23 protein-coding genes are annotated in these 26,187 nt (G+C 65.6%); 13 read left to right on the forward strand and 10 right to left on the reverse strand.

The genetic code is table 11. From position 1 onward, the window contains the following. Window positions 1-183: 183 nt before the first annotated feature. Both R2C4_RS10280 and R2C4_RS10285 read left to right on the forward strand, forming a co-directional pair. Window positions 184-1,191, forward strand: coding sequence for a GlxA family transcriptional regulator (locus R2C4_RS10280; protein ID WP_141890556.1), 1,008 nt, complete (start codon window positions 184-186; stop codon window positions 1,189-1,191). A gap of 236 nt (window positions 1,192-1,427) precedes the next feature. After that, window positions 1,428-2,867 (forward strand): hypothetical protein, encoded by a 1,440-nt coding sequence (locus tag R2C4_RS10285; RefSeq protein ID WP_141890557.1) that lies wholly within the window; start codon window positions 1,428-1,430, stop codon window positions 2,865-2,867. Between the two features lie 67 nt (window positions 2,868-2,934). On the opposite strand, the gene R2C4_RS10290 is transcribed toward R2C4_RS10285, so the two are convergent. The 9 genes from R2C4_RS10290 to R2C4_RS10330 all read right to left on the reverse strand — a co-directional run bounded on the left by R2C4_RS10290 (window position 2,935) and on the right by R2C4_RS10330 (window position 10,998). Next, window positions 2,935-3,963, reverse strand: coding sequence for a c-type cytochrome (locus R2C4_RS10290; protein WP_141892081.1), 1,029 nt, complete (start codon window positions 3,961-3,963; stop codon window positions 2,935-2,937). Between the two features lie 133 nt (window positions 3,964-4,096). Beyond that, window positions 4,097-5,368, reverse strand: a complete 1,272-nt coding sequence (gene soxC / locus R2C4_RS10295; RefSeq protein ID WP_141890558.1) for a sulfite dehydrogenase — start codon at window positions 5,366-5,368, stop codon at window positions 4,097-4,099. Window positions 5,369-5,483: 115 nt separating this feature from the next. Beyond that, the gene (gene soxB, locus R2C4_RS10300; protein ID WP_141890559.1) at window positions 5,484-7,181 is read right to left on the reverse strand and encodes a thiosulfohydrolase SoxB; all 1,698 of its coding nucleotides are present in this window, start codon (window positions 7,179-7,181) and stop codon (window positions 5,484-5,486) included. Between the two features lie 99 nt (window positions 7,182-7,280). Then, complete coding sequence (soxA, locus tag R2C4_RS10305) at window positions 7,281-8,132, reverse strand: sulfur oxidation c-type cytochrome SoxA (protein ID WP_141890560.1); 852 nt, start codon at window positions 8,130-8,132, stop codon at window positions 7,281-7,283. 75 nt (window positions 8,133-8,207) lie between these two features. Next, on the reverse strand, window positions 8,208-8,537 hold the full coding sequence (gene soxZ / locus R2C4_RS10310) for a thiosulfate oxidation carrier complex protein SoxZ (protein WP_058287209.1): 330 nt from the start codon (window positions 8,535-8,537) through the stop codon (window positions 8,208-8,210). Between the two features lie 44 nt (window positions 8,538-8,581). Beyond that, window positions 8,582-8,998, reverse strand: a complete 417-nt coding sequence (gene soxY, locus R2C4_RS10315; RefSeq protein ID WP_141890561.1) for a thiosulfate oxidation carrier protein SoxY — start codon at window positions 8,996-8,998, stop codon at window positions 8,582-8,584. A 57-nt stretch (window positions 8,999-9,055) separates the two neighbouring features. Further along, on the reverse strand, window positions 9,056-9,532 hold the full coding sequence (gene soxX, locus R2C4_RS10320) for a sulfur oxidation c-type cytochrome SoxX (RefSeq protein WP_058287211.1): 477 nt from the start codon (window positions 9,530-9,532) through the stop codon (window positions 9,056-9,058). Between the two features lie 127 nt (window positions 9,533-9,659). Further along, window positions 9,660-10,241 carry a thioredoxin family protein gene (locus R2C4_RS10325; RefSeq protein ID WP_141890562.1) on the reverse strand — a complete coding sequence of 194 codons (582 nt, stop codon included), beginning with the start codon at window positions 10,239-10,241 and terminating at the stop codon, window positions 9,660-9,662. A gap of 19 nt (window positions 10,242-10,260) precedes the next feature. After that, entirely contained in the window at window positions 10,261-10,998 is a 738-nt protein-coding gene (locus R2C4_RS10330) for a cytochrome c biogenesis CcdA family protein (protein WP_141890563.1), read from the reverse strand. 110 nt (window positions 10,999-11,108) lie between these two features. Here R2C4_RS10330 and R2C4_RS10335 point away from each other — a divergent pair, with 110 nt between their 5' ends. From R2C4_RS10335 to mdoH, 11 genes are all read left to right on the forward strand, one after another. After that, window positions 11,109-11,492, forward strand: coding sequence for a thioredoxin domain-containing protein (locus tag R2C4_RS10335; RefSeq protein ID WP_141892082.1), 384 nt, complete (start codon window positions 11,109-11,111; stop codon window positions 11,490-11,492). Window positions 11,493-11,552: 60 nt separating this feature from the next. Further along, window positions 11,553-11,891 carry an ArsR/SmtB family transcription factor gene (locus R2C4_RS10340; protein ID WP_058287215.1) on the forward strand — a complete coding sequence of 113 codons (339 nt, stop codon included), beginning with the start codon at window positions 11,553-11,555 and terminating at the stop codon, window positions 11,889-11,891. 21 nt (window positions 11,892-11,912) lie between these two features. After that, entirely contained in the window at window positions 11,913-12,971 is a 1,059-nt protein-coding gene (locus R2C4_RS10345; protein WP_141890564.1) for a YeeE/YedE family protein, read from the forward strand. A 179-nt stretch (window positions 12,972-13,150) separates the two neighbouring features. After that, window positions 13,151-15,184, forward strand: coding sequence for a PhoX family protein (locus R2C4_RS10350; protein WP_141890565.1), 2,034 nt, complete (start codon window positions 13,151-13,153; stop codon window positions 15,182-15,184). 154 nt (window positions 15,185-15,338) lie between these two features. Beyond that, a complete protein-coding gene (locus tag R2C4_RS10355; RefSeq protein ID WP_141890566.1) occupies window positions 15,339-15,809 on the forward strand; it encodes a DUF302 domain-containing protein in 471 nt (156 codons plus the stop codon). Window positions 15,810-15,953: 144 nt separating this feature from the next. Beyond that, window positions 15,954-17,567, forward strand: a complete 1,614-nt coding sequence (locus R2C4_RS10360; RefSeq protein ID WP_141890567.1) for a thiamine pyrophosphate-binding protein — start codon at window positions 15,954-15,956, stop codon at window positions 17,565-17,567. Next, window positions 17,554-18,753, forward strand: coding sequence for a CaiB/BaiF CoA transferase family protein (locus R2C4_RS10365; RefSeq protein WP_141890568.1), 1,200 nt, complete (start codon window positions 17,554-17,556; stop codon window positions 18,751-18,753). The genes R2C4_RS10360 and R2C4_RS10365 overlap by 14 nt, the downstream gene beginning before the upstream one ends. Window positions 18,754-19,014: 261 nt before the next feature. Then, window positions 19,015-20,376 carry a tetratricopeptide repeat protein gene (locus R2C4_RS10370; protein ID WP_141890569.1) on the forward strand — a complete coding sequence of 454 codons (1,362 nt, stop codon included), beginning with the start codon at window positions 19,015-19,017 and terminating at the stop codon, window positions 20,374-20,376. 25 nt (window positions 20,377-20,401) lie between these two features. Then, the gene (locus R2C4_RS10375) at window positions 20,402-21,664 is read left to right on the forward strand and encodes an OpgC family protein (RefSeq protein ID WP_141890570.1); all 1,263 of its coding nucleotides are present in this window, start codon (window positions 20,402-20,404) and stop codon (window positions 21,662-21,664) included. Beyond that, complete coding sequence (locus R2C4_RS10380) at window positions 21,661-23,169, forward strand: OpgD/OpgG family glucan biosynthesis protein (RefSeq protein ID WP_141890571.1); 1,509 nt, start codon at window positions 21,661-21,663, stop codon at window positions 23,167-23,169. Before R2C4_RS10375 ends, R2C4_RS10380 begins: the two co-directional genes overlap by 4 nt. After that, on the forward strand, window positions 23,166-25,043 hold the full coding sequence (gene mdoH, locus R2C4_RS10385) for a glucans biosynthesis glucosyltransferase MdoH (RefSeq protein ID WP_141890572.1): 1,878 nt from the start codon (window positions 23,166-23,168) through the stop codon (window positions 25,041-25,043). The genes R2C4_RS10380 and mdoH overlap by 4 nt, the downstream gene beginning before the upstream one ends. A gap of 408 nt (window positions 25,044-25,451) precedes the next feature. On the opposite strand, the gene R2C4_RS10390 is transcribed toward mdoH, so the two are convergent. Continuing rightward, window positions 25,452-25,925 (reverse strand): rhodanese-like domain-containing protein, encoded by a 474-nt coding sequence (locus R2C4_RS10390; RefSeq protein ID WP_208764534.1) that lies wholly within the window; start codon window positions 25,923-25,925, stop codon window positions 25,452-25,454. Window positions 25,926-26,187 lie beyond the last annotated feature (262 nt).

Raw genomic sequence — 26,187 nt, forward strand, 5'->3', positions numbered from 1 at the left:
TATCGCCCCTTTTGACCTGCAAGGGGCGGCGGGCATTTTACGGTGCCGCAAACCTGCATGCGGTGTCGCAATCCGCAGGAACGCTGTCGCTATTCTAGGGCTGTGGCCTGCGTCAGCGCCTTAGGAAGCAAAATCAAGTCCGAATTCCGCCCGGCTGCCCGGGTGCCGCGCTGGGGTCCCGCCATGTCCGATGACAGCTTCGTTCAGAAAGGCGCCGCCGCCAATCTCGCCATCCCGTTCGAGGGCGCGCCGCAGGATTTCTATTTCCTGCTGCTGCCCAAGGCGACGATGCTGCCGGTGGCCGCCGCCATCGAGCCCCTGCGCATTGCCAACCAGGTGACCGGCACCCGGCTCTACCGCTGGTACATCATGACAGAGGACGGCCAGCCGGTGCGCTGCTCCAACGGCATGGTGGTGACGCCGGACACCCCGCTGCAGCCGCTGCCCTCGGATTCACTCGGCTTTGTTTGCGCAGGGGTCGAGCCGCACAGCGCCGCCACAGAGATCACTCTGAACTGGCTGCGCCGAGAAAGCCGCTTTGGCCGCGCCATCGGCGGCATTTGCACCGGCGCCTTTGCGCTGGCCCAGGCCGGGCTGATCAAGAATCACAAGTTCACCCTGCACTGGGAGAACCAGCCGGGGTTCCTGGAAAGCTATCCGAGCCTCGCGCCCTCGCCCAATATCTTTGAGATCTCGGGGCCGCTGATGACCTGCGGCGGCGGCAACGCCGCAACCGACATGATGCTGCACCTGATCGAGGAACGCCACGGCAAGCAGCTGGCAATCATCGTCGCCGACATGTGCCTGCACGTGCGCTCCGGCGGCCAGGCGGCGCCGCAGAAATCGAACTACGCGGTGGCCATCGGCAGCCGCAACCAGCGGCTGCTGAATGCGCTGCAGTTGATGCAGGAATCGATCGAGGAGCCGCTGTCCATCGGCGAGCTGTGCGACCGGCTCGACATCTCCCGCCGCCAGCTGGAGCGGCTGTTCTCGCGCTATCTGAACCAAAGCCCGATGCACGTCTATTTTGACATGCGCCTCAGCCATGCCTTTGCGCTGATGAACGAAACCTCGATGAGCGTCACCGAAATCGCGCTCGCCTCGGGCTTCAACTCCGCCACCCATTTCTCGCGCCAGTTCAAGCGCAAGTTCGGCGCCTCCCCGCATTTCTTCCGCAAGGGCTGGAGCTGAAACCCGGCACGCCCCGCAAAGGCCGCCGCGCCAGTTAAGCGCTCGGGTGAGGCCGGCAGGTGCGCGGACCGGACCTTGAAAAATGCCCGCCCAGCTGCTTCACTGCGCCGGTGCTGCTGCTGCCCTGGCGGCTGGCAAATTCAGACAATCATTTCCCCCCCCTGCACCTGTGCCGCGCTGAATTCAAAGGCGGCTGGCGGTCAGGGCGGCATTCTAAAACCAAACGGAATTAATCCATGCGCCGTTCCCCGGACCCTCAACTGCCGCAAGCCACCCGCGCGGCAGCTGGCAGCCTGCCTGCCTTCCTCGCGGCCTGTGCCGTGGCCCTTCCGGTTCTGCTGGCCGTTTCGGCTGGCAATATCGCGGATCCGATTGTCCGCTACGACGATTACCCCGCCCTTCTCGCCCAGCCCGAAAGGTTCTGGCAGAAAACCCTGACCGAAGGCCGCTGGCTCAATTACCTGTGGCACCTGCGCGGCGCGGTAACGCCGGCCTGGCTGAATTTCGTTCTGTTCCAGATCCTTTGGGGCGTGACCGCCGCCGCCATCGCAACCGCGGCCACCCCGCCCGGCAGCCGCAAATGGTTTACTGCGGTTCTGGCCCTCACCCTGCTGCCGGCCCCGCCGGTGTTTCTGATGGCGCCCTGGTCCAGCACGCTCATCCCCGGGTTTGCGGTGCTGGCGCTGTTTGCCTGCCTGGCGCTGGTGCTGTCTCAGGCCGCCCTGCGCCTGCTGCTGCCGCTTTTCACGCTGCTTGCCTTCACGGCCTACACCACCTTTCCGCTGATCCTGCTTGCGGTCTGCCTGATCAGCACGCGGCAGCGCTCGCTGCCGGACTTGGCCCGGCTTCTGATCCTGTTCGGGGCCAGTTTCGCGGGCGCGGTTTTGGCCGTCTATGCGTTGAACTGGCAGGTGCATGGCGTCTTTGGCATCCCGCTGGACCCGGCCCGCAGCCCGGACCCGGCGCAGGACCTTGCCGGATTGTGGTCGCACCTGCCGCTGCTGCAGGAGACGCTTTCGGTCCTGCTCGGCAAGCTGAGCTTCCAGTCCACGCCGGTTCTGCTGTTTCACCTGTGCCTGCTGATTGCCGCCACCGCCGTGCTGCTGCGCCGCCAGCCGCTGGAGGCCCTCTACCTCTGGACCGCGCTTTGGGCCGGGATGGCGCTGATGACGCTGCAGGTGCTGAAGCTGGGCGTGACGATCCCGGTGCGGGCCTTTCACTTCACCTGGATCATCTACGCGGTGCTGATCGTGCGGGCCGCGCAAGAGCTCAGCCGCGGCCCCGGCCTGCCCGGGCGGCTGGCGCGCAATGCGGTGCTGCTGGTTGCACTCAGTTACCTGGTGCAGACCGCTGTGCAATTCACCCGCTTCCGCGACTGGCAGCACGAGACCCGCGCTATGGCAGCCGCCATTGCCGCTCAACCAGGGCCGGTCTATGCCACTGGCAGCATTCTGGATTACCCGGCAGCGCGCAAGGCAGGCCTTCACCGGGCCAGCAGCCTGGCCAGCCGGCTGGAGCTTCTGACCGGGCGCCAAGTCTCCCTGTGCAGGGCAATTCCCGAAACCTGCGCCCATCTGCCGCCGGGGCTGACCAGCCCCGCGCCGGAGCCGCAGCCGCAAGCCCGGCTGGAACGTTTCAAGGGCGCAAACGTCCTTGTTTTCCCGCCGCGGCAATAGAAGGTTCGGCTCCCAAGCAAAAAAGGGCGCCTCTAGCGCCCTCTTTCACCACCCTTCAGGGCTGCGCCTACTGAGAATAGGACTGCAGATAGGCGATGACCGCCTCAATATCGCTGTCCTTCTTCAGCCCGGCAAAGGACATCTTGGTGCCCTTCATGTAGGTCTTGGGCTTGGCCAGAAAGGCCGCCAGCTCAGCTTCGGTCCAGACCAGCCCCTCGTCCGCCGCGGCTGCCATCGCCTTGGAATACCGGAACCCCTCCGCATGGCCGGCCGGGGCGCCGACAATGCCGTTCAGAACCGGCCCGGTTTTGGACTTGGCGCCATCGCCCACCTGGTGGCAGGCCTTGCACTTCTTAAAGGTCTTCTCGCCCTGGGCCACCAGTTCCGGATCCAGAACCGCAGCCGTCTGCACCGGTTCCTCTGAGGGCTGTTCCGCCGCGGCGTCCTGCACCGGTTCAGCGTCCCCGGCCGGCGCCTCGGCAGGGGTCTCAGCAGCGGCCTCGGCACCTTCCTCCTCCGGCGTCACATCCAGCACCATGGCCCGCTTGGTGATCTCGACGCTGTCCTTGCAGTTCTCCATGCAAGGCTCCGGGTTCCAGAAATGCTTCTCCGCCTCCTGACGGTCGTCCAGGATAAAGCCGTCCGCATTCGGCAGTTCAACCTCCAGGAAGGTCTCGTCCGACAGCACGAACTCATCATCCACCAGATCGTTGGAATAGAGGATATAGGCCACGATGGCGTACACCTCATCCGGCGTCAGCGACTGCGCGTTGCCAAAGGGCATCGACCGGTTCACGTAGTCCCATGTGGTCGACAGATAGGGCCAGTAGCTGCCCACCGTCTTCAGCGGGTCCTCATGGTCCAGCGTGCCCTGCCCGCCTGCCAGCTTGGGCCAGTTGCCCACGCCCTCGGCAAAATCGCCATGGCAGACCGCGCATTTCTCGGCAAAGACCTCCTCGCCGGTGAACACATCGCCCGAGCCTGCGGGCAAGCCGGTGCCGTCGGGGGCCACGTCCAGGTCCCATGCCGCGATTTCCTCCGGCAGCGCGGGACGGCCGAGGCCGAATTTTTCCGCTGCAGCGGGCGTCACGAACATCGTGGACAAAACAGCAGCTGCAACCAAGTTCCGCCTGGCCGACAGGCCGGGCAGCGCCCGGCCCTCCCCACGGGAGGGCGCTCCCGCACCCACCCAGGGTCGGGCGCTGCCCTCAGCGGGTTTCATCAGCACTTCAAGAAACCTCGACATTCTCCGCCTCCCCGTTTGCCTTGACCCACCAGGTCTGGATGGCGTTGTTGTGATAGATCGAATTCAAGCCCCGCACCTCGCGCAGCTGCGCCTTGGTGGGCTGCACATAGCCTGAAGAATCCTTGGCCCGGCTCTGCAGCAGCATCTCGGAGCCGTCCCAGTTGATATCCAGGTAGAACCGGGTCAGCGCCTTGTCCGTTCCCGGAGCCGCCAGCCGCGCCTCGGTCCAGTTCTTGCCGCCGTCCAGCGACACATCCACACCGGTGACCGCACCGCGGCCCGACCAGGCCAGACCGGTGATCACCAGCGGCCCTGCACCATGCTTGATGGGCGCCTGCGGGCTGGGGCTGGTGACGACGGATTTGGCATCCATCTCCCAGGTCCACTTGCGGCTGATGCCGTTGGCCAGCGTGTCGGTGTATTTAGAGGTCTCCTCGCGGCTCTCGACCGGCTGGTCCATCACCTCGACCCGCCGCAGCCATTTGATCCACATGTTGCCTTCCCAGCCCGGCACCACCAGCCGCACAGGATAGCCATGCTCCTTGCGCAGCGCCTCGCCGTTGGCCTTGAAGGCGACCAGCACGTCGTCCATCGCCTTCTCCAGCGGGATCGAGCGGCCGTTGGAGGACGCATCCGCGCCTTCCACATAGACCCACTTGCCCTCCGGTTTGACCCCGGCTTCCTCCAGCAGCGTCCGCAGGGACACGCCGGAGTATTCCATGTTGTGGATCATGCCGTGGGTGAACTGCGCGCCGTTCAGCTGCGCGCCGGCCCACTCCATCCCGGAGTTCGCCGCGCATTCGCAGAAATAGACGCGGTTCTCGCGCGGGAAGCGCTCCAAATCCTCGTATGTGAACACCAGCGGCGTCCCGACCAGGCCGTTGATCATCAGCCTGTAGTCTTCCTTGCGCAGCTCAATCGCGCCTGAATGATGGCGTTCAAACGCGCAGCCCTGCGGCGTGATGGTGCCGTCCAGCGCGTGGATCGGCGTGAAGTTGATCGAGCTGATGGTGTCCGCCGTCAGCCACTCCACATTGCGGCGCACCACATCGCTTTCGTATTTGATCGGCAGGCCATAGGGCGTGGCATCCACCCCCTCGCCCAGGCCGCTGGCCCAGTCCTGCACTTCGGTAATCAGCGGATCGGGTGCGGCCGCCCTGGCAGCCCCGGCCGCCACCGCCCCTGCACCGGCCGCCGCCGCCCCGGTCAGGAACTGACGGCGCGAAGGTGCCAGGCTCTTGGCGTCATCACTCATTTTCTTTGCCTCCTTACATAGATAAATTCACGTTCGTGAATTCAACTGCGCAAAATTTTTCGATGGGCCCGCCGCCCGGGCGGGTGTGATCTGCCCCTGCCGGGGCGGGCGCTGATTACGCGCCCGCCACCTGCACAGAGTTGTTGGGGTCCAGGGTCACGGTGCCAAGCTTGCGGATGTGATCCTCGACCACATCCCAGATCATCGGGCCTTCGGTGCCCTCGTTCACGCTGGCCCAGCCGGCCACCACATAGGACTTGGCCGGATCGATCGCCTCGCCCGTCTTCAGCAGGGTCATCTCGCTGATCCGCTCGCCCTGCGGCTTGGTGATGTCGATGCGGTAGCCCATGCCGCCGATCCGCACCATGTCGCCGCCCTGCTGGTAATAGGGATCGGGATTGAAGATGTTGTCGGCCACATCCTCCAGGATCACCTTGATGAACTCACCGGTCATCTCGCTCCGGTAGGCCTCGCCATAAGACATCGAGGTCACGTTCCAGATATCCTCGCGGGTGATGTCATCCCCCGGCACCAGCGACGGCCCCCAGCGCACGCCGGGCGACATGGCGATATCCGCTTCCCGCTCGCTCAGCAGCGCATCGCAGATCAGGTCGTCCCAGGTGCCGTTGAAGTTGCCGCGGCGGTACAGCAGCGTATCGGTCTGGCCGATCACCTCCTCCAGCTGCGCCTTGAAGGGCGCGCGCTCGGCCTCGATCAGCTGCGCCACCGCCGGGTCCGGCGCGATCACATCCGAGAACACCGGGATCAGCTTGTGCCGCAGCCCCATCAGCTGGCCGTCGCGCACATCCAGATCCACGCGCGAAACAAATTTCCCGTTCGACCCGGACGCGATGATATGGGTTTTGCCGGCCAGCACCGGCTCCGGCAGCGCATCGTGGGTGTGGCCCGACAGGATAACGTCGATGCCCTGCACCTTGCTAGCCATCTTCTTATCGACGTCAAAACCGTTGTGGCTCAGCACCACCACCACATCGGCGCCTGCCGCGCGGACCTCGTCGACCATGGCCTGCATATGCTCGTCGCGGATGCCGAATGAATACTCCGGGAACATCCAGCCCGGATTGGCAATCGGCATGTAGGGGAAGGCTTGGCCGATCACCGCCACATTGGCGCCGCCGCGCTCAAAGAACTTGTAAGGCTTGAACAGCTCCGCCGGCTCGTCCCATTCCGAGTCAAAGATATTCTGGCCAAGCGCGGCAAAGGGCAGGTTCTCGACGATCTCGTTCACCCGGCCGCTGCCCAGCGTGAACTCCCAGTGAAAGGTCATCGCATCCGGCTTCAGCGCGTTCATCACGTTGACCATGTCCTGGCCCTGGGTGTGATGGCAGGTATAGGAGCCGTGCCAGGTGTCGCCGCCGTCAAGCAGCAGCGCATCGGGGCGGTCGGCGCGGATCGCGTTTACGATGGTCGACACCCGGTCCAGCCCGCCGACGCGGCCATAGGCCTTGGCGAGCGCAGAGAAGTCATTGTAGGTCAGCGCATAGGCCGAAGGGCTGCCGTCGGCGATCCCATACACCTTGCGGAAGTCGGCGCCGGTGATGTGGGGCACGTGGCCCTTGTTCTCTCCGACCCCCAGATTGACTGAGGGTTCGCGGAAATAGATCGGCTTCAGCTGGCCGTGAATATCGGTCACATGGATCAGGCTGATATTGCCAAAGGTGTCAAACTCCAGCAGCTGGTCCTGGGTCAGCGACTGCTGCGCAGCCAGCCGCGCCCAATTGCCAAAGCCTGACGCCCCCACCATGGCGGATGCAGCCATGGAAACCTGCAGAAAATCGCGGCGCGAGATCATGAGTACCGGTATCCTGTTTGTTCACGCGATATATTCACGTGAATGAATGTTTCAAAAGAGATACGCCCCGCACCTGGAAACAGGCGCGGGGCGCAAAGATCAGTTGCGGACGGAGGGAGCTTCGACCGACAGGCCGTTGCCGCGCGAGGCGACATAGAGCTCCAGCGCGACAAACTCCGCGGAACCCGGCTTGTAGGTCTCGGCGCGGGTGTCGCGCACGCAGCCCTTGAACCGCGCGTGGGCGGTGTTCAGCTTGGTGTTCTTCAGGCGGTACACCGGGAAGCCGTTGATCTGGCCCTGGCTCAGGTGGTCGGCGCGGATCATGTTGCCATAGTTGTCTTCATGGCAGTTCGCGCAGGACAGCTCCAGCTGACCGGTGCGCGTGTAGTACAGCTCCTTGCCCTGCTCCCAGGTCGCCTGGACCGGGCCGTCGATGGCGACGTTCACCGGCAGCCCGCGCGACTGGACAGAGATCAGCGCCTCCATCGCGGCCATGTCGCCTCCGGAGTATTTCCACTTCTCCGCGCCCATCTGGTTTTCGCGGCAATCGTTGATCTGCATGTTCAGGGTGCGGACCTCGCCAGCCTCTTCGTTCCACTTCGGGTACACCGCGCGTACGCCTGCCATGCTTTCCGCGACGTCGCCGTGGCACGACGCGCAGGATTTGCCCTCGGACCCGTCGGCAGTGTCCCAGGCTTCCTGCGCCTGATCGACAAACACCATCGCCGGGTTCTCGAAGTCATCCATCTGCAGCGCTTGCGTCTCGTCCGAGCGGAAGTGCCAGCCCGACATCACCTCGTCCAGCACATCCGCCACATGGGCGGGCGCCGCGGCCTTGGTGATCATCTCGATGTCCTCGTTGACCACCAGCTTGTCGTCATCGGGGCCTGCGCCCGCCGCCATCGGCAGCGCCAGCACAGCGGCAATGGCTGTGATTGCCTTTTTGTTCATTCCTTTTCCTCCCTTGGGTGCCTGCCCTGCCCGGTTCACACCGGACAGGACGCGTGCCTGAAGATCCGGAACGGATCAGCCGATGGCGATTTGCTTCTTGGTGTCGTAGACGGAGCCGTCGTCGTCATACCAGGTAAAGACGAACTCGCCCGCTTCCGGAACGGTCGCGTCGAATTCGAAATACGGGTTGGTGGAGATCGCGGGCTCCATCGCGACGTCCAGCACCATGGTGCCGTTGAACTCGCAGGTGAAGCGGTTGATGATCGAGCGCGGGATCAGGTTGCCTTCCTTGTCCTTGCGCTGGCCGCTTTCCATCTTGTGGCTGATCAGCGTCTTGATGGTGACCGCCTCACCGGCGGCAGCGGACTTCGGGACCTTGACGCGGGGTTTAACACCGGATGCCATGTCTTTAATTCTCCTTAAGAATTCCGTTCAGGGTGCGGGCGGCCTCAGCCGCCGCAGCCGCCGATGGTCACTTTGACGGTGGCGCTGGCCTTGGCAAAAGAGCCGTCCGCCAGCTTGGCAACCGCAACCACGTCCTGGGTGCCCGCCAGGCGGATCCGGGTGGAGGCCGCCTGCTGCGCCGCGCCAGGGCCAAAGTTGAAGGTTGCCACCCCCGGTTCCGGGTTGCCGGCGGCCAGCACCAGAATTGCGGTGGCGCCCGGCGCCTCGACCGAAATCGGAACGGTGTTGCCGTTCTCGGCAATCTCCGGCGCGTTCAGGGTCACGCCCCCTTCGGCCAATTCGGCACCGCCGGTAAAGGCGGCAATCCGGTCATCCGCCGCCGCGCTCACGCGGAACGGCAGCACGGTAACCATGGCAGCGCCCAGGCCCATCGCCAGGGTCTCACGGCGTGAGAACTCCATCATATCTCTCCTTTGACTTCACATCGGTGCAGGGCGCTGAACGGCCCCGCCCGCGCTTTACTCTTCTTTCAGCGTCGCGAGGAACGCGACCACATCCTCGATCTCCTGCGCCGTCAGGATCGGCGGCAGCGGCTCAGCCCCGGCCTCGCCGGTGTAGGCATCGCCCGGTCGGATGAAGCCCTCGACCTTGTAAAAGGCCGGCATCATCGTGCCTTCGAATGTCATCTTGGCATTGGCAATCAGGCCGCGCAGCTCTTCCACAGTCCAGCGGTCGCCGGCGCCATCCAGCGACGGGCCGATCTCGCCATGAAACGGCACATCCGCCAGCGCGCTCACCTGGTGGCAGGCGACGCAGTTGCCCTTGGACTTGGAGCCGGCAACAATCGCCCCGTTGGCCGCATCGCCGGCCACGCCGGTCAGCGAGGCGGCAACCTCACCCGACTCGCCAAACTGCACCGCTTTCGGAGCAACCTCCCCGGCCAAAGCCGCAGTCCCGGCCAGGCTTAGCGCCAGTGTCAGAGATGTAAGCTTCATGTTTCCTCCCATTGGCTGCCGCTGTTCCCGGGCGGCTTGCTTAGCTTTGCATACCGTAGGGCACAGCGCCCCGGATACGCAACAACAAATTCATTATTGTGAATTTTTATAGATCGTGCGCAAAACGTCAGTCTGTGGACCCATTGTTGCGCTCTTGAATGCGGCGCGCGTGGTAGCGCTGGAAATCTTCCTCATTATCAAGCGCATACCGCTTTTCGTTGACCCATGTAAACATGTCCAGCGTGGTGCCCGCACCAAATGCGCCCGGCATCACCGCCACCGCCGCCTCAGGCGCGGTGGCATCTTCGCCCACCTCTTCCGGCAGGAACAGAATCGTCGGCGTGAACAGCACCCGCCATTTGCGCGCCATGTCCTTTTCCGGCAGCGTTTCGCCATCGAAATCCGTCACCTCCACGTCGCCGTGAAGGTTCAGCTGCACGACAAAGTAATTGTCCTCGATATACTGGCTGACCTCCGGGCGGGGAAAGACTTCCTCATGCATCTTGGTGCAATAGATGCAGCCGCGCTGTTCAAAGAACAGCACCAGCCGCTTGCCCTCGCCATTGGCCTCTTCCAGGTCTTCGCGCAGATCCTTGAAGGTGTCCCGCATCCAGGACGTCTTATGCAGCCCGTCGTCCCCCAGCTCCGCCGCAGCCAGCGGACCGGCAAGAACCGCAGCCGTTAACACTTTTGCAATACTTCTCAGCATGTTGAACTCCAAACCTCACTTACCCGATAGCACCAAACCCCGGCACCCAGCGGATCATCGCCTCGGCAATCAGCCGCACCCCGCCCGTGGCGATCAATACCGCAAACAGCACCAGCATTGCGCCCATGCCCTTCTCCACCCAGGCAAAGGCGCTGCGGTGCCGCGCAACCCAGCCCAGGAACGGCTTGGCAAACAGTGCTGCAACCACAAAGGGCGCGGTCATGCCCAGCCCGTAGACCAGCAGCAGCAGCCCGCCGCGCCAGATGTCGCCCATGCCGGAGGCAATCATCAGGATCGACGCCAGCGCCGGCCCCACGCAGGGCGTCCAGCCGAACCCGAACGCCAGCCCCATCAGATAGGCGCCCAGCACGGTGGACGGCTCCGCGCCGCTTTCCATCCGCGCCTCGCGGTACAGCAGCGGGATCTTCACCACGCCCAGGAAATGCAGCCCGAACAGCAGCAGCAGCGCCGCCGCGCCATAGGACAGAACGTCCAGATACTGGCCGAACAGCTGCCCCAGCGCAGTCGCCCCCATGCCCATCAGCATGAACACCGTGGTGACCCCGGAAGCAAAACAGACCGCCGACAGCAGCAGCCGCCGCTGCGCCCCGGCCTGAATCGCCCCGTCCCCGCGCAGCTCCGCCATCGACAGACCGCCCATGTAGGACAGGTAAAACGGCACCATCGGCAAAATGCAGGGGGTGAAAAAGCTCAGCAGACCTGCGATCAAGGCGCCGAACAGGGTAATTTCAAGCATCGCACCCCCAAAGAGGCCCCACGCGAACGTTATCCGGGCCCGGCTTGTGTCATTCACATATTCGAATTATGTTGTTTCTCACCGTACGGTCAACAGATGGAATGACACCCATGCGCCCTTTCCGCCACTTGGCCGCAGCTGCGGCCGCGGCTTTTGCAGCGCTGCCCGCCTGGGCGGCGGAACTGGTGATGGTCGAACAGCCGGGCTGCGAGTGGTGCGCCCGCTGGAACGCGGAAATCGCCCCGATCTATCCGAAAACGGCTGAGGGCAAACACGCCCCTCTGCGCCGTGTGGACCTGCGCGCCCTGCCCGATGATCTGCAGGTCGCCCGCCGGGTCATGTTCACCCCCACCTTCCTGGTGGTCGAGGACGGAGAGGAACGCGCCCGGCTCGAAGGCTATCCGGGCGAAGATTTTTTTTGGCCTTTGCTCGCGGATTTGCTAAGCGCCCATACAGGGTTTGTTGATAATACGAACGCCACGGGCGGCAGCTGACCGCCCCGGCGGGGCAAGAAAGAGGAGTGCGGCACCGCGGTGCCGCTCAGGAGACGGCACATGGCACTACCACAGTTCACCGCTGACATGGACCCGGAGGAGATGGACCGGATGGTCGAGAACGCGACCAAAGCGTCCAATTTCCTCAAGGCGATCAGCCACGAAGGCCGGCTGATGATCCTGTGCCACCTGGTCTCCGGCGAGAAATCCGTGACCGAGCTGGAGGAACTGCTGTCAGCCCGCCAGGCCGCCGTCTCGCAGCAGCTGTCCCGCCTGCGCCTGGAGGGGCTGGTCATTCCCCGCCGGGAAGGCAAGGCGATTTTTTACCGGCTGGCCGACGACAAGCCCCGCCGGATGCTGGAAGTGGTCTATGACCTGTTCTGCAAGGACGAAGGCTGACGCCTGTATGAAATCCCCACCATGTTTGACCTCCTGACAGAACACCAGCTGGCCGCCTGCATCGGGCTGCTGGGCGGTGTGCTGCTGGGGCTTGCCGCCCGGCTGGGGCGGTTCTGCACTTTGGGCGCGATCGAAGACCTGCTCTATGGCGGCTCATCCCTCAGGATGCGGATGTGGGGCGTGGCCATTGGCGTGGCTGTCCTCTCCAGCTTTGCGCTGATCGGGCTGGGTCTGGCGGATGCAGGCCAGTCCTTTTACCTCTCGATCCGCTGGATGCCCGCCGCCTCGATCCTCGGCGGGCTGATGTTCGGCTACGGCATGGCGCTCAGCGGCAACTGCGGCTATGGCGCCATTGCCCGGCTTGGCGGCGGCGACCTGCGCAGTTTCGTGATCGTGCTGGTGATGGGGGTATCCACCTACGTGGTGCTGGCAGGCCCGCTTGCCCCGTTGCGCAATTTCTTCTTCGAACAGCAGGATGTCACCACGGAAATCCCGCCGGGCCTCGCCCATTACGCCGCCGCCTGGAGCGGGCTGCCGCTGGCCGCCATCGGCATCGCCGCGGGCGTTCTGATCCTGCTGGCCTCCCTCGCCAGCGCCGAACTGCGCCGCGACAGGCAGGCGCTGTTCTGGTCGGCCGTGGTGGGGCTGGCGGTGGCCTCCGGCTGGGCCGGAACCACCTATGTCAACACCGCCGGGTTCGAGGCGCTGCCGGTGGTCTCCCACTCCTTCTCGGCTCCGTTGGGCGAGACCATCCTGTGGACCATGACCGGATCCCTGCGCCCCCTGTCGTTCGCCGTCGGCTCCATCGCCGGGGTCTGGACCGGCGCCTTCCTCGGCTCGCTGATCAAGGGCCATTTCCGCTGGGAGGCCTGCGAGGACCCGCGCGAGCTGCGCCGCCAGATCATCGGCGCCGCGATCATGGGCGCTGGCGCGGTGATTGCGATGGGCTGCACCGTCGGCCAGGGCCTCAGCGCGTTTTCGCTGCTGGCAGTCTCGGCGCCTGTCACCATGCTGGCAATCTTCGCCGGCGCCGCCATCGGGCTGCGCCAGCTGATCGAAGGCTTCCGGCCGGCGGAATAATCCGCTGTCCCTGCGGGGACAGGCCGCGCAATCCGGACCATCCGCGAACGCCTGAAGTCTTGGTAAATTTTTGTTAACGATTACACAGACGTTACACGCCGTTCTTAAAACGCCCCCCGGGGGGGGGGGAACCGCCCCGCATCGCCGACCTGACGCGTCCATACACTCCGGAGACCGCCGTGAACCGCAAGCAGATCATCAAAGACCCGCAAAATGGCAACAAGGCGGAGGCGTTTGAGGCATTTGACAACATCCCGGCCAACCCGGACCCCAGCCGCACCCTCGGCGATGTGATCGCTGCCCGCTATGGCCGCCGCGCGCTGCTGAAGGGGATGCTGGGCACCTCCGCCGCCGCCGCCCTGTTCGGCGCCTCCGCGCTGGCCGCAGCGCGCCAGGCCAGCGCCGCAACACCCACAGCACCAAGCCGCTATGCTTTTGACGAACTGGCCTCTGGCATCGACGAAACCCATCATGTCGCCCGGGGCTATGACGCCGATGTGCTGCTGCGCTGGGGCGATCCGGTTTTCGCGGACGCCCCGGACTTCGACGTGATGAACCAAAGCGCAGAGGCCCAGCTGCAGCAGTTCGGCTACAACAACGACTACGTCGGCTTTCTGCCGCTGAACGCCGAGGGCAGCCGCGGCCTCCTGTGCGTGAACCACGAATACACCAATGAAGAAGTTATGTTCCCGAACCTTGGCCGTCAGGACAAGGCAGAGTTTGCCGGCATGACCCAGGAGCTGGTCGAGATCGAAATGGCGGCACACGGCGGGACGGTTGTCGAGGTCGTCCGCGCCCCGGACGGAAAGTGGGCCGTGGTGCGCGGCGGCGCGCTGAACCGCCGCATCTCACCGCTCACCACCGCAATGGTCCTCGACGGCCCCGCCGCAGGCCACCCGCGGATGCAGACCAGCGCCGACCCCGGAGGATTTGAGGTCATCGGCACCCTCAACAACTGCGCCGGCGGCATGACCCCGTGGGGCACCTGGCTGATGGCGGAAGAAAACTTTCACGGCTACTTCTGGACGGACAGGCTGGACTTCGATGGCGAACCGGACCTCGCCGGCCAGCCGGAGGCGGCCCAGATGGCGCGCTACGGCGTACCCGGGATGTGGTACGCCTGGGGCAAGCACCACTCCCGCTTCAATATCGACGAAAACCCCAATGAAGCGAACCGCTTCGGCTGGGTTGTTGAGGTCGATCCGATGGACCCGCGGTCGAAACCGGTGAAGCACACCGCCCTGGGCCGTTTCGCCCATGAAGGCGCGGAGACCACCCTGTCCAAGGACGGCCGACTGGTGATCTACATGGGGGACGATGCGCGGTTTGAGTATCTCTATAAATACGTCTCTCGCGGCGCCGTGTCGGAGGACCGCGCGGCCAATGCGCAACTGCTGAGCGATGGCACCCTCTACGCGGCCCGGTTCGAGGCGGATGGCACCGTCCACTGGCTGCCGCTGGTGCATGGCCAGGGCCCGCTGACGGCGGAGAACGGCTTTGCCAGCCAGGCGGATGTGCTAATTGATGCGCGGCTGGCGGCGGATGCGCTGGGGGCCACCCCGATGGACCGGCCCGAGGATGCCACGCCCCGCGGCGACGGCACCGCCTATGTGATGCTGACCAACAACTCCAGACGCAAGGCCGGCCAGACCGATGCCGCCAACCCGCGCCCGGAGTCGCGGTTCGGCCATATCATCGAAATCAAGGAGGACGGCGGCGACCATGCGGCGGCACGCGGGCAGTGGTCGATCCTTGTGAAATGCGGCGACCCGGCGATTGCCGAAGTCGGCGCCGAATGGCACCCGGACACTTCGCAGCACGGCTGGTTCGGCTCCCCCGACAACAGCGCAATGGATGCAGACGGGCGGCTGTGGGTTGCCACCGACCAGGGCAGCAACTGGGGCCGGACCGGCAAATCGGACGGGCTTTACGGTGTGGAAACCGGCGGCGCCTTGCGCGGCCATTCCAAGCTGTTCTTCCGCTGCCCCGTGGGGGCTGAGCTGTGCGGGCCGTATTTCACCCCGGACGGCGAGACGCTGTTCCTGGCCGTTCAGCATCCTGGCACCGACGGCACCAAAGACCTGCAAGGTTTCGGGCGCGCCTCGACGTTTGAGGACCCGGCCACCCGCTGGCCGGATTTCGACCCGCAAATGCCGCCGCGCCCCTCGGTCGTGGTGGTGACCAGACAGGGCGGCGGCAAGATCGCCAGCTGACCCGGGATCGGCTGTTGTCAGGCGGAGCGCGCCCCGTCCGGGGCGCGCACAGGTTCAGGCCCTGCCGGGCCGGCCGCCGCCGGATGCACGCGATTGTGAAACCGCAAGCGCCCGCCCTGCCCTAAAACCGGGAGAAACCCTGCGGAGACCTGCCATGCCCATCAAACGCCTGACGGCCGCCCTGATCCTTGCCGCCTCTGCCGCCTCTGCAGGCAGCATCGCGCCGCGCGACGGCTGGGCGGTGCATGAGACCTCCAAACCCTATGCGCAGCTGATCGAGGACGTCAAAGCCGCCGCCAAGGCCGAGGGCCTGGGGATCGTCACCCAGGCAGGCCCCACCGAGGCGGCGGCGGCCCGCGGCATCACCATTCCCGGCAACCGGGTCATTGGCCTCTTCAACAATGACTTCGCGGTGAAGATCCTCGCCCTCTCCACCGCCGCGATGATCGAGGCGCCAGTGCGCATGTATGTGACCGAGGAGGCAGACGGCAGCGCCACCCTCTCCTACAAGCGGCCCACCCACGTCTTTGCGCCCTACGCAGAGGAAGGCGGCGCTGGGCTGGCGGCCCTTGCAGGCCAGCTCGACCGCCGCTTTGCGCTGATTGCGGAACGGGCGCAGAAATAGCCGCGGGCGTCTATCCGGTCTCTGCCCCCCTTGCACGATTTGTGCCGGATTCCGCCGCAGTTTTTCTCACACTGGCGTGAACGGGCTTGCGCGCGGGCGCAGCCTCGGCAATCTGGCGGCAATTCAACGGATTGGACGGACAAGATGACAGAGACCCTGCGCGCAGCCGATGTTCTGGCCCGGCGGCTTTTTGAGGCAGGCTGCCGCCACGCCTTCGGGATGCCCGGCGGCGAGGTGCTGACGCTGGTCGATGCGCTGACCAGGGCCGGCATCGCCTTTCACCTGGCCAAGCATGAAAATTGCGCCGGTTTCATGGGCGAAGGCGTGCATCACGCCGACGGCGCGCCGGTCATTCTCGTGGCCACCCTCGGCCCCGGCGCGCTGAACGGTGTCAATGTGGTGGCCAATGCCCATCAGGACCGGGTGCCGATGCTGGTGCTCACCGGCTGCGTCGATGCGGCAGAGGAGCAGAGCTACACCCATCAGGTGCTCGACCACCGCGCGGTTTTTGCCCCGATCACCAAGGCCACCTTCCGGCTGGATGCCGAAGCGGCGGACCTGATCGCAGACAAGGCGGTGGCCATCGCAACAGAACCCCGCAACGGGCCGGTGCATATTGACGTTCCGATCTCAGTGGCAGATGCGCCGGCCAGGGACCGCAACGTCCGCCGCGCGCCTGCAAGTGCCAGCGCGCCAAGCGGCGAGGCGCTGGCGCAGGCGCGCTCCTGGCTGACGGCCGCAACCCGCCCGGTGGCGGTGATCGGCCTCGATGCGCTGCAGGAAAACGCAGGCCCCGCCCTGCGCGCCTTCCTCGAAAAGCATCAGATCCCTTTCATCACCAGCTACAAGGCCAAGGGCATCCTCCCCGAAGACCACCCCCTTTGCCTCGGCGGCGCGGGCCTGTCGCCGCTGGCCGACAAGCACCTGCTGCCCTTGGTGCGGGAGGCCGATCTGGTGCTCTCTATCGGCTATGACCCGATTGAGATGCGCCCCGGCTGGCGCAATGTCTGGGACGTGAACACCCAGAACGTGATCGACATCGCGCCGGAGGCCAACACCCACTACATGCATCAGGCAGGCCTGAACTTCCTGACCGCGATTGCCCCCACCCTTGCGGCGCTGTCGGAAGGCACCGAACCGCGCGGCACATGGCCCACTGGCCGCCCCGCCGCGGTCAAATCCGCACTGGCGGACGCCTTCCCGCAGGATGAGGACTGGGGTCCGGCCGGCGTCATCGCCGAATGCCGCGCCACCCTGCCGGCGGACACCCTTGCCACCGCCGACAGCGGCGCCCACCGCATTCTGCTCAGCCAGATGTGGGAGTGTTCCGGGCCGCGCGGACTGATCCAGTCCTCGGGCCTCTGCACCATGGGCTGCGCGGTGCCGATGGCAATCGGGCGTAAATTGGCGCAGCCGGACCGCCCGGTGGTCAGCTTTTCCGGCGATGCCGGTTTCCTGATGGTCGCCGGTGAACTCGCCACTGCGGCGGAACTGGGTGTGGCGCCCATCTTCGTGGTTTTCGCCGACGCCAGCCTCGCCCTGATCGAGCTGAAACAGCGCCAGCGCCAGCTTGCCAGCGGCGGGGTCGATTTCGCCGCACACGACTTTGCCGCGATGGGCCGCGTCTTTGGCGGCAACGGGGTGACGGTCACAAACCGCACCGATCTGCGCGCCGCCCTGCAGGACGCGCTGAAAGCCGAAAAATTCACCGTCATCTCTGCTGTGATCGACCGCGGAGGCTACGATGGCCGCATCTGACATGCTCCCCCATGGCGCGCTCCAGGGCGTCAAGGTCCTTGACCTTTCCCGCATCCTGGCAGGCCCCACCTGCACCCAGCTGCTGGGCGACCTTGGCGCGACGGTGATCAAGGTGGAAAACCCCAAGACCTGCGGCGACGACACCCGCCAGTGGGGGCCGCCCTATGTGATGGATGCGGACGGGCAGCAATCCGACCTCTCCGCCTATTTCATGGCGGCCAACCGCAACAAACGCTCGGTTGCCATTGATATTGCAACGGAAGAAGGCCAGCAGGCGATCCGCCGCCTGGCGGCAGAGGCCGACATCCTGATCGAGAACTTCAAGCCCGGCGGGCTGGCCAAATACGGTCTGGACTACGCCAGCCTCAAGGAGGACCTGCCGGGCCTGATCTACTGTTCCATTTCCGGATACGGCCAGACCGGCCCCAACAGCCACAAACCCGGCTATGACATCATGGCCCAGGGCTTCGGCGGCATCATGTCGCTGACCGGCGAGCCGGAGGGCCAGCCGATGAAGGCCGGCGTCGGCATCGCCGATGTGATGTGCGGCATGTATGCCTGCATCGGGATCCTCAGCGCCCTGCACCACCGCGACAAGACCGGCGAGGGCCAGCAGATCGACCTGGCCCTTGTGGATGCCCAGATCGCCTGGCTGATCAACGAGGGCGTTGCCTATCTGAACACTGGCCAGATCCCCAAGCGGCGCGGCAACGAACACCCCAGCATCATGCCCTACGGCGTCTATGAAACCGCGGACGGCCATGTGATCCTGGCGGTGGGCAACGACAGCCAGTTCCGCCGCTTCATGGAATTCCTCAAGCTCGAAGGGCTGGCCGAGGACGCCCGCTTTGCCACCAACCCCGCCCGGCTGCAAAACCGCGACGCCCTGAACGCGATCCTGATCCCCGCGGTGCAGCGCTTCACCACCGGCACGGTGCTGGCCGTGATGGAGGAGCGCAAGGTGCCGGCAGGCCCGGTGCAGACCCTGGACACTCTGTTTGCCAGCAGCCAGGTCGACGCCCGCAGCATGGCGATTGGCATGGACACGGCGGCCGGTCCGGTCAAGCTGCTGGGCAATCCGCTGAAATTCTCCCGCACACCGGTCACATACCGCCACGCGCCGCCTGCCTGCGGCGAAGGCACCGGGGAGATTCTGAGCGCAGAACACCCGTTTGAGCCGTCCTGATCCCGCAGGGATGCGGCGGCTTTCCGCCATGTGTTACAGTTTCCGGCAATTCACCGCTAAATCCGCGGTGCTTTGCGCGTGCCTTAATCCTCCTTATTGCCAAAATTTCCCGGGAAATCCTACACATCCGCCATAGTTTCAATCCAGGCGCACACAGGCCATCACCAAACCGCGAGCGGGGTTCGCCCGGAACATTCCGATGATCTACTCTTCAGCAGGACACGGAAACCGCTCTCGGATAAAAACAAAGATTGGACTCTCATGACGCAAGATATCTTCGGCCAAGACAACAGCCTGACCGATGCAACTGCACAGCAGAATTGGAATGCCGTGCAGCTGGGAGTTCTTTCCCATGCCGCCGTGACCGCAGATCATCTGGGCGCGGTGCTGAAGGCCGCGCCGGAGTTTGCCCTGGCCCATGCGATCAAGGGGCTGTCACTGCTGATGCTGGGGCGTTCCGAACTGGTGCCCACGGCGCGCGAGGCGCTGCGCGATGCCAGGGCCTGCTGCGAGGGCGCCCTGCCGCGCGAGCGCAAATATGTGGACGCGCTCGACTGCTGGCTGGCCGGCCGTCCCAGCCTGGCGATCCAGCGGATGGAGGAGGTGCTGGACGTCTTCCCTGAGGACACCCTGGCGATGAAGCTCAGCCACGGCATCCGCTTCATCATGGGCGACCCGGCGGGGATGCGCGCCTCGGTCGAACGGGTGCTGCCGGCCTATGCGCCGGACCATGCCGGGCGCGGCTACCTCCTGGGCTGCCATTCCTTTGCGCTGGAAGAGACCGGCGAATATGAGCGCGCCGCCAATGCCGGCCGCCAGGCGCTGTGGATGGCGCCGGATGATGCCTGGGGCTTGCACGCCGTGGCGCATGTGCATGATATGACCGGCAATGCCAGATCGGGCCTCGACTGGCTGCACGGCCGCGAGGAGGCCTGGGCGCATTGCAACAACTTCCGCTATCACGTCTGGTGGCACAAGGCGCTGATGCACCTCGATCTGGGCCAGATGGAAGAGGCGGTCACGCTCTATGACACCGAAGTGCGCAAGGACAAGACCGACGATTACCGCGACATTTCCAACGCCACCTCGCTGCTGATGCGGCTGGAGCTGGAAGGCGTTGACGTCGGCAGCCGCTGGGACGAGCTGGCGAATCTCTGCGCCGCCCGCACCGAGGACGGCAGCCTGATTTTTGCCGATCTGCACTATCTGCTGGCGCTGACCGGCCACCGCAAGGAGGACGCCCACCGGCTGGTGCAGCGGATTCACGCCGATGCGGAACGGGGCGGCAGCGAGGCGCGCGCGCGGATGGCGGACCCCGGCTGCGCCGCCGCGGACGGGCTGGAAGCCTTCGGAGACGGTCAATACATGGCTGCTTTCGCGCATTTGTCCGCAGCCCGCGCCACCCTGCAGCTGGCCGGCGGCAGCCACGCGCAACGCGATGTTTTTGAACGCATAACTATAGACGCGGGAATCCGCTCAGGCCAGCTTGACGAAGTCGAAGCAATCCTTGATGACCGCCGCGCCAGGCGGGGCGGCGCAGAGGACAACTACGCGCTGGCCCGCCGCACCCTGATTTCCGAGGCCCGGAACCCGTCCGGTGCCAAAAGCGTACCTGCCGAGTAAGACCCTCAAGGACCAGAAACCTCAGATGTCCAGCGTTGCGCCCTTTCCCGGGCCTCAGAAAGACCCTGCTGCCGCCAACCGTGCAGTGCCCCCGCCGCAACCGGTCCAGCCGCGGCTGCGCGACCCGCGGCTCGACTTCTACCGCGGCATCGCCATGTTCATCATCCTGGTGGCGCATATCCCGGGCAACCGCTGGGCCGGCTGGATCCCGGGGCGGTTCGGCTTTACCGACGCGACCGAAATCTTTGTGTTCTGCTCCGGCATGGCCTCGGCCATCGCCTTTGGCAGCTCCTTCGCCCGCCAGGGCTGGTGGCTGGGCACTGCCCGCGTGATCTTCCGCTGCTGGCAGGTCTACTGGGCCCACATCGGCCTGTTCTTCTTCCTAACCGCCTCCATGGCGGCGCTCGACCTCTATGGCGGCTTCGACAAAAGTTATATCGGCTCCCTGAACCTGCACTGGTTCTTCACCAACACCGTGCAGCAGCTGGTCGGCGTGATGACGCTGACCTATGTGCCGAACTACTTCGACGTGCTGCCGATGTACCTGGGCGTGCTGGTCCTGCTGCCGCTGATGATGGGGCTGGAAAAGGCCGGGGTCTGGGCAGTGATCGCCGCCAGCGTCCTGATCTGGCTCACCGCCAACCCCTACATGATCGGCCTCGGCCCCAATGGCATCTCCTTCCCGGCGGAACCCTGGTCGGACCGTGAGTGGTTTTTCAACCCGCTCGGCTGGCAGCTGCTGTTCTTCACCGGCTTCGCCTTCATGAAGGGCTGGCTGCCCGCGCCGCCGGTCTCCAAGGCGCTGGTGATCCTGGCCGCAGCCTTTGTGATCCTGTCCGCGCCGTTCGGCTCCTGGAAGGTCTTCCTCTGGGTGGAAGCGGCGAACAAGGATCTGGCCGCCCTGATCCGCCCGACCTGGGAAATCACCGCGGAATGGCGCGAAAAGACCGATTTCGGCCTGCTGCGCTATGCCCATTTCCTGTCGCTGGCTTACCTCGGCTGGGTGGCCGCGGGCGCAGGCGGCAAACGGCTCATTGCCTCCGGCCACTCCCTCGCCGCGCGCACTTGGGCGGTATTGCTGAAACTGATCACCAAGGTCGGCCAGCAATCCCTCGCAGTGTTTGTTTTTTCGATGGCGCTGGCCCGTTTCATCGGCTTTGCGCTTGACCAGACCGACCGCGCGGTTATGACCACGGCATTCGCCAACCTGGTTGGCTTTTTCCTAATTATAGTCTGCGCTTACACCGCAGCCTGGTTCAAGTCACAACCTTGGAGAGCCAAGAAATGAGCTCTTTCTCCCGCCGTTCCTTCCTCGCAGCCGCGCTTGGCAGCAGCGCCCTGTCCGCCCTGCCAGTTCTGGCAAGCGAAACCGAACCCTTCAGCCGCGGCGTGGTGGTGGCCAAGGCCCGCGCGCTGGCCGAGGAGGCCTACGCCGAACGCCCGTCGGTGCCGCAGGACTGGGTGGACCAGACTTACGACGACTACAAGGCGCGCTGGTTTCGCAGTTCGGACGCGCTGTGGTCCGGCACCGGCCGCAGCTACAATGTCGATTTCTTCCTGCCCGGCCTCTATTTTCCGCGCCCGGTGCAGATCAACACCGTGACCGCAGGCCAGGCGCAGCCTGTGCCATTCGACCTGACGCTGTTCGACAAAACCGACAAGGCGCCCGACCTCACCACCGACGGGCACCTCGGCTATTCCGGCCTGCGCCTGCGCACGGTTCTGGATAACCCCGCCCAGAAGAACGAATTCTGCGTGTTCCAGGGGGCCAGCTATTTCCGCGCCATCGGCATCGGCAACACTTACGGGCTGTCGGCCCGCGGCCTGGCGCTGAAAACCGCAGATCCCGAGGGCGAGGAGTTTCCGGAGTTCATCGAGTTCTGGCTGGAGGCCCCTGCCCCCGGCCAGCGCTCCATGGTGGTCCATGCGCTGATGGACTCGCCGTCCGTCACCGGCGCCTACCGGTTTGTCATCACCCCCGGCAGCAGCACGGTGATGGATGTCGAGGCCACGCTGTTTGCCCGCGAGGAGCTGAACCACGCGGGCCTTGCCCCGCTCACCTCTATGTTCCTGTTCGATGCCACCAACCGCAGCCGCTTTGACGATTTCCGCCCGGCGGTGCATGACAGCGACGGCCTTCTGGTGGTCAACGGCAACGGCGAAACCCTGTGGCGGCCGCTGGCCAACCCCACCCGGCTGCAGGTGTCGTCCTTCCTGGATGAAAATCCCCGCGGCTTCGGCCTGATGCAGCGCGCGCGCAAGCTGTCGGATTTCAACGACCTCGAAGCCTTCTATCACAAGCGCCCCTGCCTGTGGGTCGAACCCCATGGCGACTGGGGCCCGGGCGCCGTCACCCTGGTGGAAATCCCCGCCGACAAGGAGATCTACGACAACACCGTGGCCTACTGGCGCCCGCGCGAGCCCTATGCCGCCGGCGCGCAGATCAGCCTCAGCTACCGCCTCACCTGGGGCGAGGAGCCAGAGCTGCCGATGCCGCGGGTGACCGACACCGCCGAGGGCGCGCGGATCTTTGGCGGGCCGGGCCGGATCGTCACCATCGACTTTGAGGCGCACCCGCTGTTCGATGACGGGCCAGAGGCCCTTGACGTGCACATCCACTCTCCCCATGTGGCGACGAGCGAAGGCGTGCTGCAGCGCAACCCGGAAACCGGCGGACTGCGGCTGGCCTTCAACTTCGATCCTGGCGATCAGGATTATATCGAACTTCGCGCCCAGCTCAGGAAAGACGGCAGCCCCGCTTCCGAGGTCTGGCTTTACAGGTGGACCGCATGACTGCAAGTGATCTGATGCCTCCGGAACAGCCCCTGGCGATGCCGGAGCAGGACTTCAGCAAGGACTTCCGCGACGCCGCCGCCCCCGGCGATGCCGCGCCGCGCCAAGTGGCGCTGTGGCGGCTGCTGGCCTTTTCGCCCGCAATGGCAGCCACCGGCCTTCTGACCTGGGTGATGCAGGGCTGGTTCGCCGACGGCGGTTTTTCGGTGCTGGAGATGATCCTGCTGGCGCTGATCGCCTTCAACTTCTTCTGGATTGCCTTCACCGTCTCTACCGTGCTGCTGGGCCTCTATGGCCTGTCGCGCCGCGAGCGCACCGTCACCCGCGGCGCCGCCCGGCCGATGAAGGTGGCGCTCTTGATGCCGGTCTACAACGAGGTGCCCTGGTATGTGCTGGGCAACGCCCAGACCATGCTGCAGGAACTGCACGGCCGCGGCGGCCTGCATGAATATGCGATGTTCATCCTGTCGGACACCCGCGACGACGCGATTGCCGAACAGGAACGCGCCAGCGTCGAGGCGCTGCGCACCATGCTGCCGGAAGGCACCGAGCTCTACTACCGCCGCCGCGCCGACAATGAGGGCCGCAAGGTCGGCAACATCTCCGACTGGGTGCGCCGCTGGGGCGCGGGCTATGAGGCGATGCTGGTGCTGGACGCCGACAGCCTGATGACCGGCCGCGCCATTGCCCGGCTGGCCGACGCGCTGGCCCGCGACCCGAGCGCCGGCCTGATCCAGAGCTATCCGCAGCTCATCGGCGCGCAGTCGGTCTTTGGCCGCATGCAGCAGTTCGCCAACGGCGTCTATGGCCTCGCCCTGGCCGAGGGCCTGGCCCGCTGGGCCGGGCACGAGGGCAACTACTGGGGCCACAACGCCATCATCCGCACCCGCGCCTTTGCCGCCTGCGCGGGCCTGCCGCTGTTGCGCTCGCGCTTCGGCGGCGGCGAAAAGCTGATCATGAGCCATGATTTCGTCGAGGCAGGCCTGTTGCGCCGGGCCGGCTGGTCGGTGCGCTTCCTGCCCCGCATCCGCGGTTCCTACGAGGAAACCCCCGCCACCCTGATCGACCACATCCTGCGCGACCGCCGCTGGTGCCAGGGCAACCTGCAGCACCTCAACCTGCTGCACGCCAAGGGCTTCCGCGCGATCTCCCGCTTCCACCTGTTCGCGGGCGCCATCGGCTATCTTATGGCACCGGTGTGGTTCGCGCTCCTGGTGCTGTGGGCAGTGATCGGCCGCAGCGAAGAGGCGTCGGTGATCAGCTATTTCAGCGAGGCCAACCCCTTCCGCCCCAACTGGCCCGATATGTCCGAGCCCAAGCACGTGCTGGTGATCATCCTGATCTACGCCATGCTGCTGGCCCCCAAGCTGCTGGCGGCGGCCGCGCTGCCGCTCACTGGCAGCCGGTTTTCCGAATACGGCGGCCCGGTGCATTTCGCGCTGTCCTTCCTGTCCGAGGTGGTGCTGGCGATCCTCTATGCGCCGATCCTGATGGTGCAGCAAATGATCGCGGTGTTCCGCACCGCCCTTGGCCTGCAGCGCGGCTGGGCGCCGCAGGCGCGTGATGGCGGCAGCTATTCCCTGCGCACGCTGGCGGCCTGCCACGCGCTGGAAACCGTCAGCGGCGTCGCGCTCTGGGCGGGCATCCTGACCGGCACCGTGTCGCTGTGGCTGGCCCCGATCGCGCTGTCGCTGGTGCTGGCGGTGCCGCTGTCGGCGCTGTCCGGCGTCAAGACGGTGAACCGCATCCGCCACTGGATGGCCACGCGGGAGGAGTTCACCGAACCCCAGATCACCCGCGCCGCCCGTGCCGCCCGTGCCGAGCTGAAGGCGCTGCTGGACGGCAGCACCGTCCGCGGCACCCCGGCAGAATAACCCCGCGGCCAAGCGGCTCCCGCGCCCGCAGGATACCCCGGCAGCGCCGGGACACCCTTGGCAGCCTTGGGCCCTGCACCGCGCAGATGCGCGGTGCGGCCTGCGGCCCTCGCCAGGGCGCACCTGGACCCCTCCCTCACAACGACAGACCTGCCGCAGCGCGCCCGCGAGGGCGCGCTGCCCGGCCCAACGCTTTGGCCCGCAAATCCCTGATGTGCGCGCCAAAGGGGCGGGAGCGCCCTGCATCCCCTAGTGATGACCCGGCGACGTCAGCGCACCGGCGGCGGATCCCCGGCCCCATCCGCCAGCCTGCCCGCTTCGCCCCACCCGGGCACCGCACGGCCGCCGCCGAACAGCACCGCTGCCGCCGCCGTCAAGACGCCAGAGCGTCCGCTTTCAAGGCTGCTGTCATCCTTGCCACCGCGCCACCGGCAGGTTGCCCGCGATCCAGCCCGGCCCCGCGGCAGAGCCCAGCATGCCTTCGGGCACGTCGATCACATTGGTGAAACCCGCCTCTGCCAGCGCCAGCGTCAGCCGCGCCGAGCGCACGCCCCGGGCGCAGATCAGCGCCACCGGCACCGCGCGGTCCGGCCCCGCCACCGCCTGCAGGGCCGCCATGAAATCCCCGCGCCGCATGTCGATCTGATGGCTGCCCACCGGCACCCCGGACGCGCGCCATTCCTGCGGGGTGCGGATATCCACCAGGATGATGCCGCCGTCCCGGGCCGCCGCAAACGCCTCTGCCGCCGTCAGCCGCGGCTGATCATGCGCGGGCGGCTGGCGGCGGTGCCACCAGTAGCCAAAGCCGCCTGCCGCCGCGGCCCCGCCCAGCAGCATCAGCCGCCGCGTCAGGGTTGAATTGTCCGCCTGTGACCCGGCCATGGTGCCTCCGCTGTTCGGTTTGCCGCCGCTGGATTGTGATCCCGCCCCAGATTTAGCAGCTTGGCAGCCTCCAATCACCAGAAATGCCCAGCTTAGGCCAGTCAAGTTCTTGTTATTGCGCGCAAGCCGCCCAAATATAGGCGCAACAATCGTACCAAATCTGTCCCGGAACTGCGGCATTCTTACGGTATCCGGGGCGGCGGGGGTGGTTCTGTGCTGAAAAATTGCTTAGCACTGGACTAAAAAAATAACGACGCGCCAA

Origin of the sequence: Leisingera aquaemixtae (assembly GCF_006740765.1) — a bacterium.
In the GTDB taxonomy this organism is placed as follows: Bacteria; Pseudomonadota; Alphaproteobacteria; order Rhodobacterales; family Rhodobacteraceae; genus Leisingera; species Leisingera aquaemixtae.

Coding starts and splice junctions, on each gene's coding strand:
- R2C4_RS10390 (WP_208764534.1), bottom strand. CDS start 25,925: ATGGCCGGGTCACAGGCGGACAATTCAACCCTGACGCGGCGGCTGATG.
- R2C4_RS10365 (WP_141890568.1), top strand. CDS start 17,554: ATGGCCGCATCTGACATGCTCCCCCATGGCGCGCTCCAGGGCGTCAAG.
- R2C4_RS10375 (WP_141890570.1), top strand. CDS start 20,402: ATGTCCAGCGTTGCGCCCTTTCCCGGGCCTCAGAAAGACCCTGCTGCC.
- mdoH (WP_141890572.1), top strand. CDS start 23,166: ATGACTGCAAGTGATCTGATGCCTCCGGAACAGCCCCTGGCGATGCCG.
- R2C4_RS10360 (WP_141890567.1), top strand. CDS start 15,954: ATGACAGAGACCCTGCGCGCAGCCGATGTTCTGGCCCGGCGGCTTTTT.
- R2C4_RS10330 (WP_141890563.1), bottom strand. CDS start 10,998: ATGCTTGAAATTACCCTGTTCGGCGCCTTGATCGCAGGTCTGCTGAGC.
- R2C4_RS10370 (WP_141890569.1), top strand. CDS start 19,015: ATGACGCAAGATATCTTCGGCCAAGACAACAGCCTGACCGATGCAACT.
- R2C4_RS10380 (WP_141890571.1), top strand. CDS start 21,661: ATGAGCTCTTTCTCCCGCCGTTCCTTCCTCGCAGCCGCGCTTGGCAGC.
- R2C4_RS10325 (WP_141890562.1), bottom strand. CDS start 10,241: ATGCTGAGAAGTATTGCAAAAGTGTTAACGGCTGCGGTTCTTGCCGGT.
- soxY (WP_141890561.1), bottom strand. CDS start 8,998: ATGGAGTTCTCACGCCGTGAGACCCTGGCGATGGGCCTGGGCGCTGCC.
- R2C4_RS10285 (WP_141890557.1), top strand. CDS start 1,428: ATGCGCCGTTCCCCGGACCCTCAACTGCCGCAAGCCACCCGCGCGGCA.
- R2C4_RS10355 (WP_141890566.1), top strand. CDS start 15,339: ATGCCCATCAAACGCCTGACGGCCGCCCTGATCCTTGCCGCCTCTGCC.
- soxZ (WP_058287209.1), bottom strand. CDS start 8,537: ATGGCATCCGGTGTTAAACCCCGCGTCAAGGTCCCGAAGTCCGCTGCC.
- R2C4_RS10340 (WP_058287215.1), top strand. CDS start 11,553: ATGGCACTACCACAGTTCACCGCTGACATGGACCCGGAGGAGATGGAC.
- R2C4_RS10290 (WP_141892081.1), bottom strand. CDS start 3,963: ATGTTCGTGACGCCCGCTGCAGCGGAAAAATTCGGCCTCGGCCGTCCC.
- soxA (WP_141890560.1), bottom strand. CDS start 8,132: ATGAACAAAAAGGCAATCACAGCCATTGCCGCTGTGCTGGCGCTGCCG.
- soxX (WP_058287211.1), bottom strand. CDS start 9,532: ATGAAGCTTACATCTCTGACACTGGCGCTAAGCCTGGCCGGGACTGCG.
- R2C4_RS10345 (WP_141890564.1), top strand. CDS start 11,913: ATGTTTGACCTCCTGACAGAACACCAGCTGGCCGCCTGCATCGGGCTG.
- soxC (WP_141890558.1), bottom strand. CDS start 5,368: ATGAGTGATGACGCCAAGAGCCTGGCACCTTCGCGCCGTCAGTTCCTG.
- soxB (WP_141890559.1), bottom strand. CDS start 7,181: ATGATCTCGCGCCGCGATTTTCTGCAGGTTTCCATGGCTGCATCCGCC.
- R2C4_RS10280 (WP_141890556.1), top strand. CDS start 184: ATGTCCGATGACAGCTTCGTTCAGAAAGGCGCCGCCGCCAATCTCGCC.
- R2C4_RS10335 (WP_141892082.1), top strand. CDS start 11,109: ATGCGCCCTTTCCGCCACTTGGCCGCAGCTGCGGCCGCGGCTTTTGCA.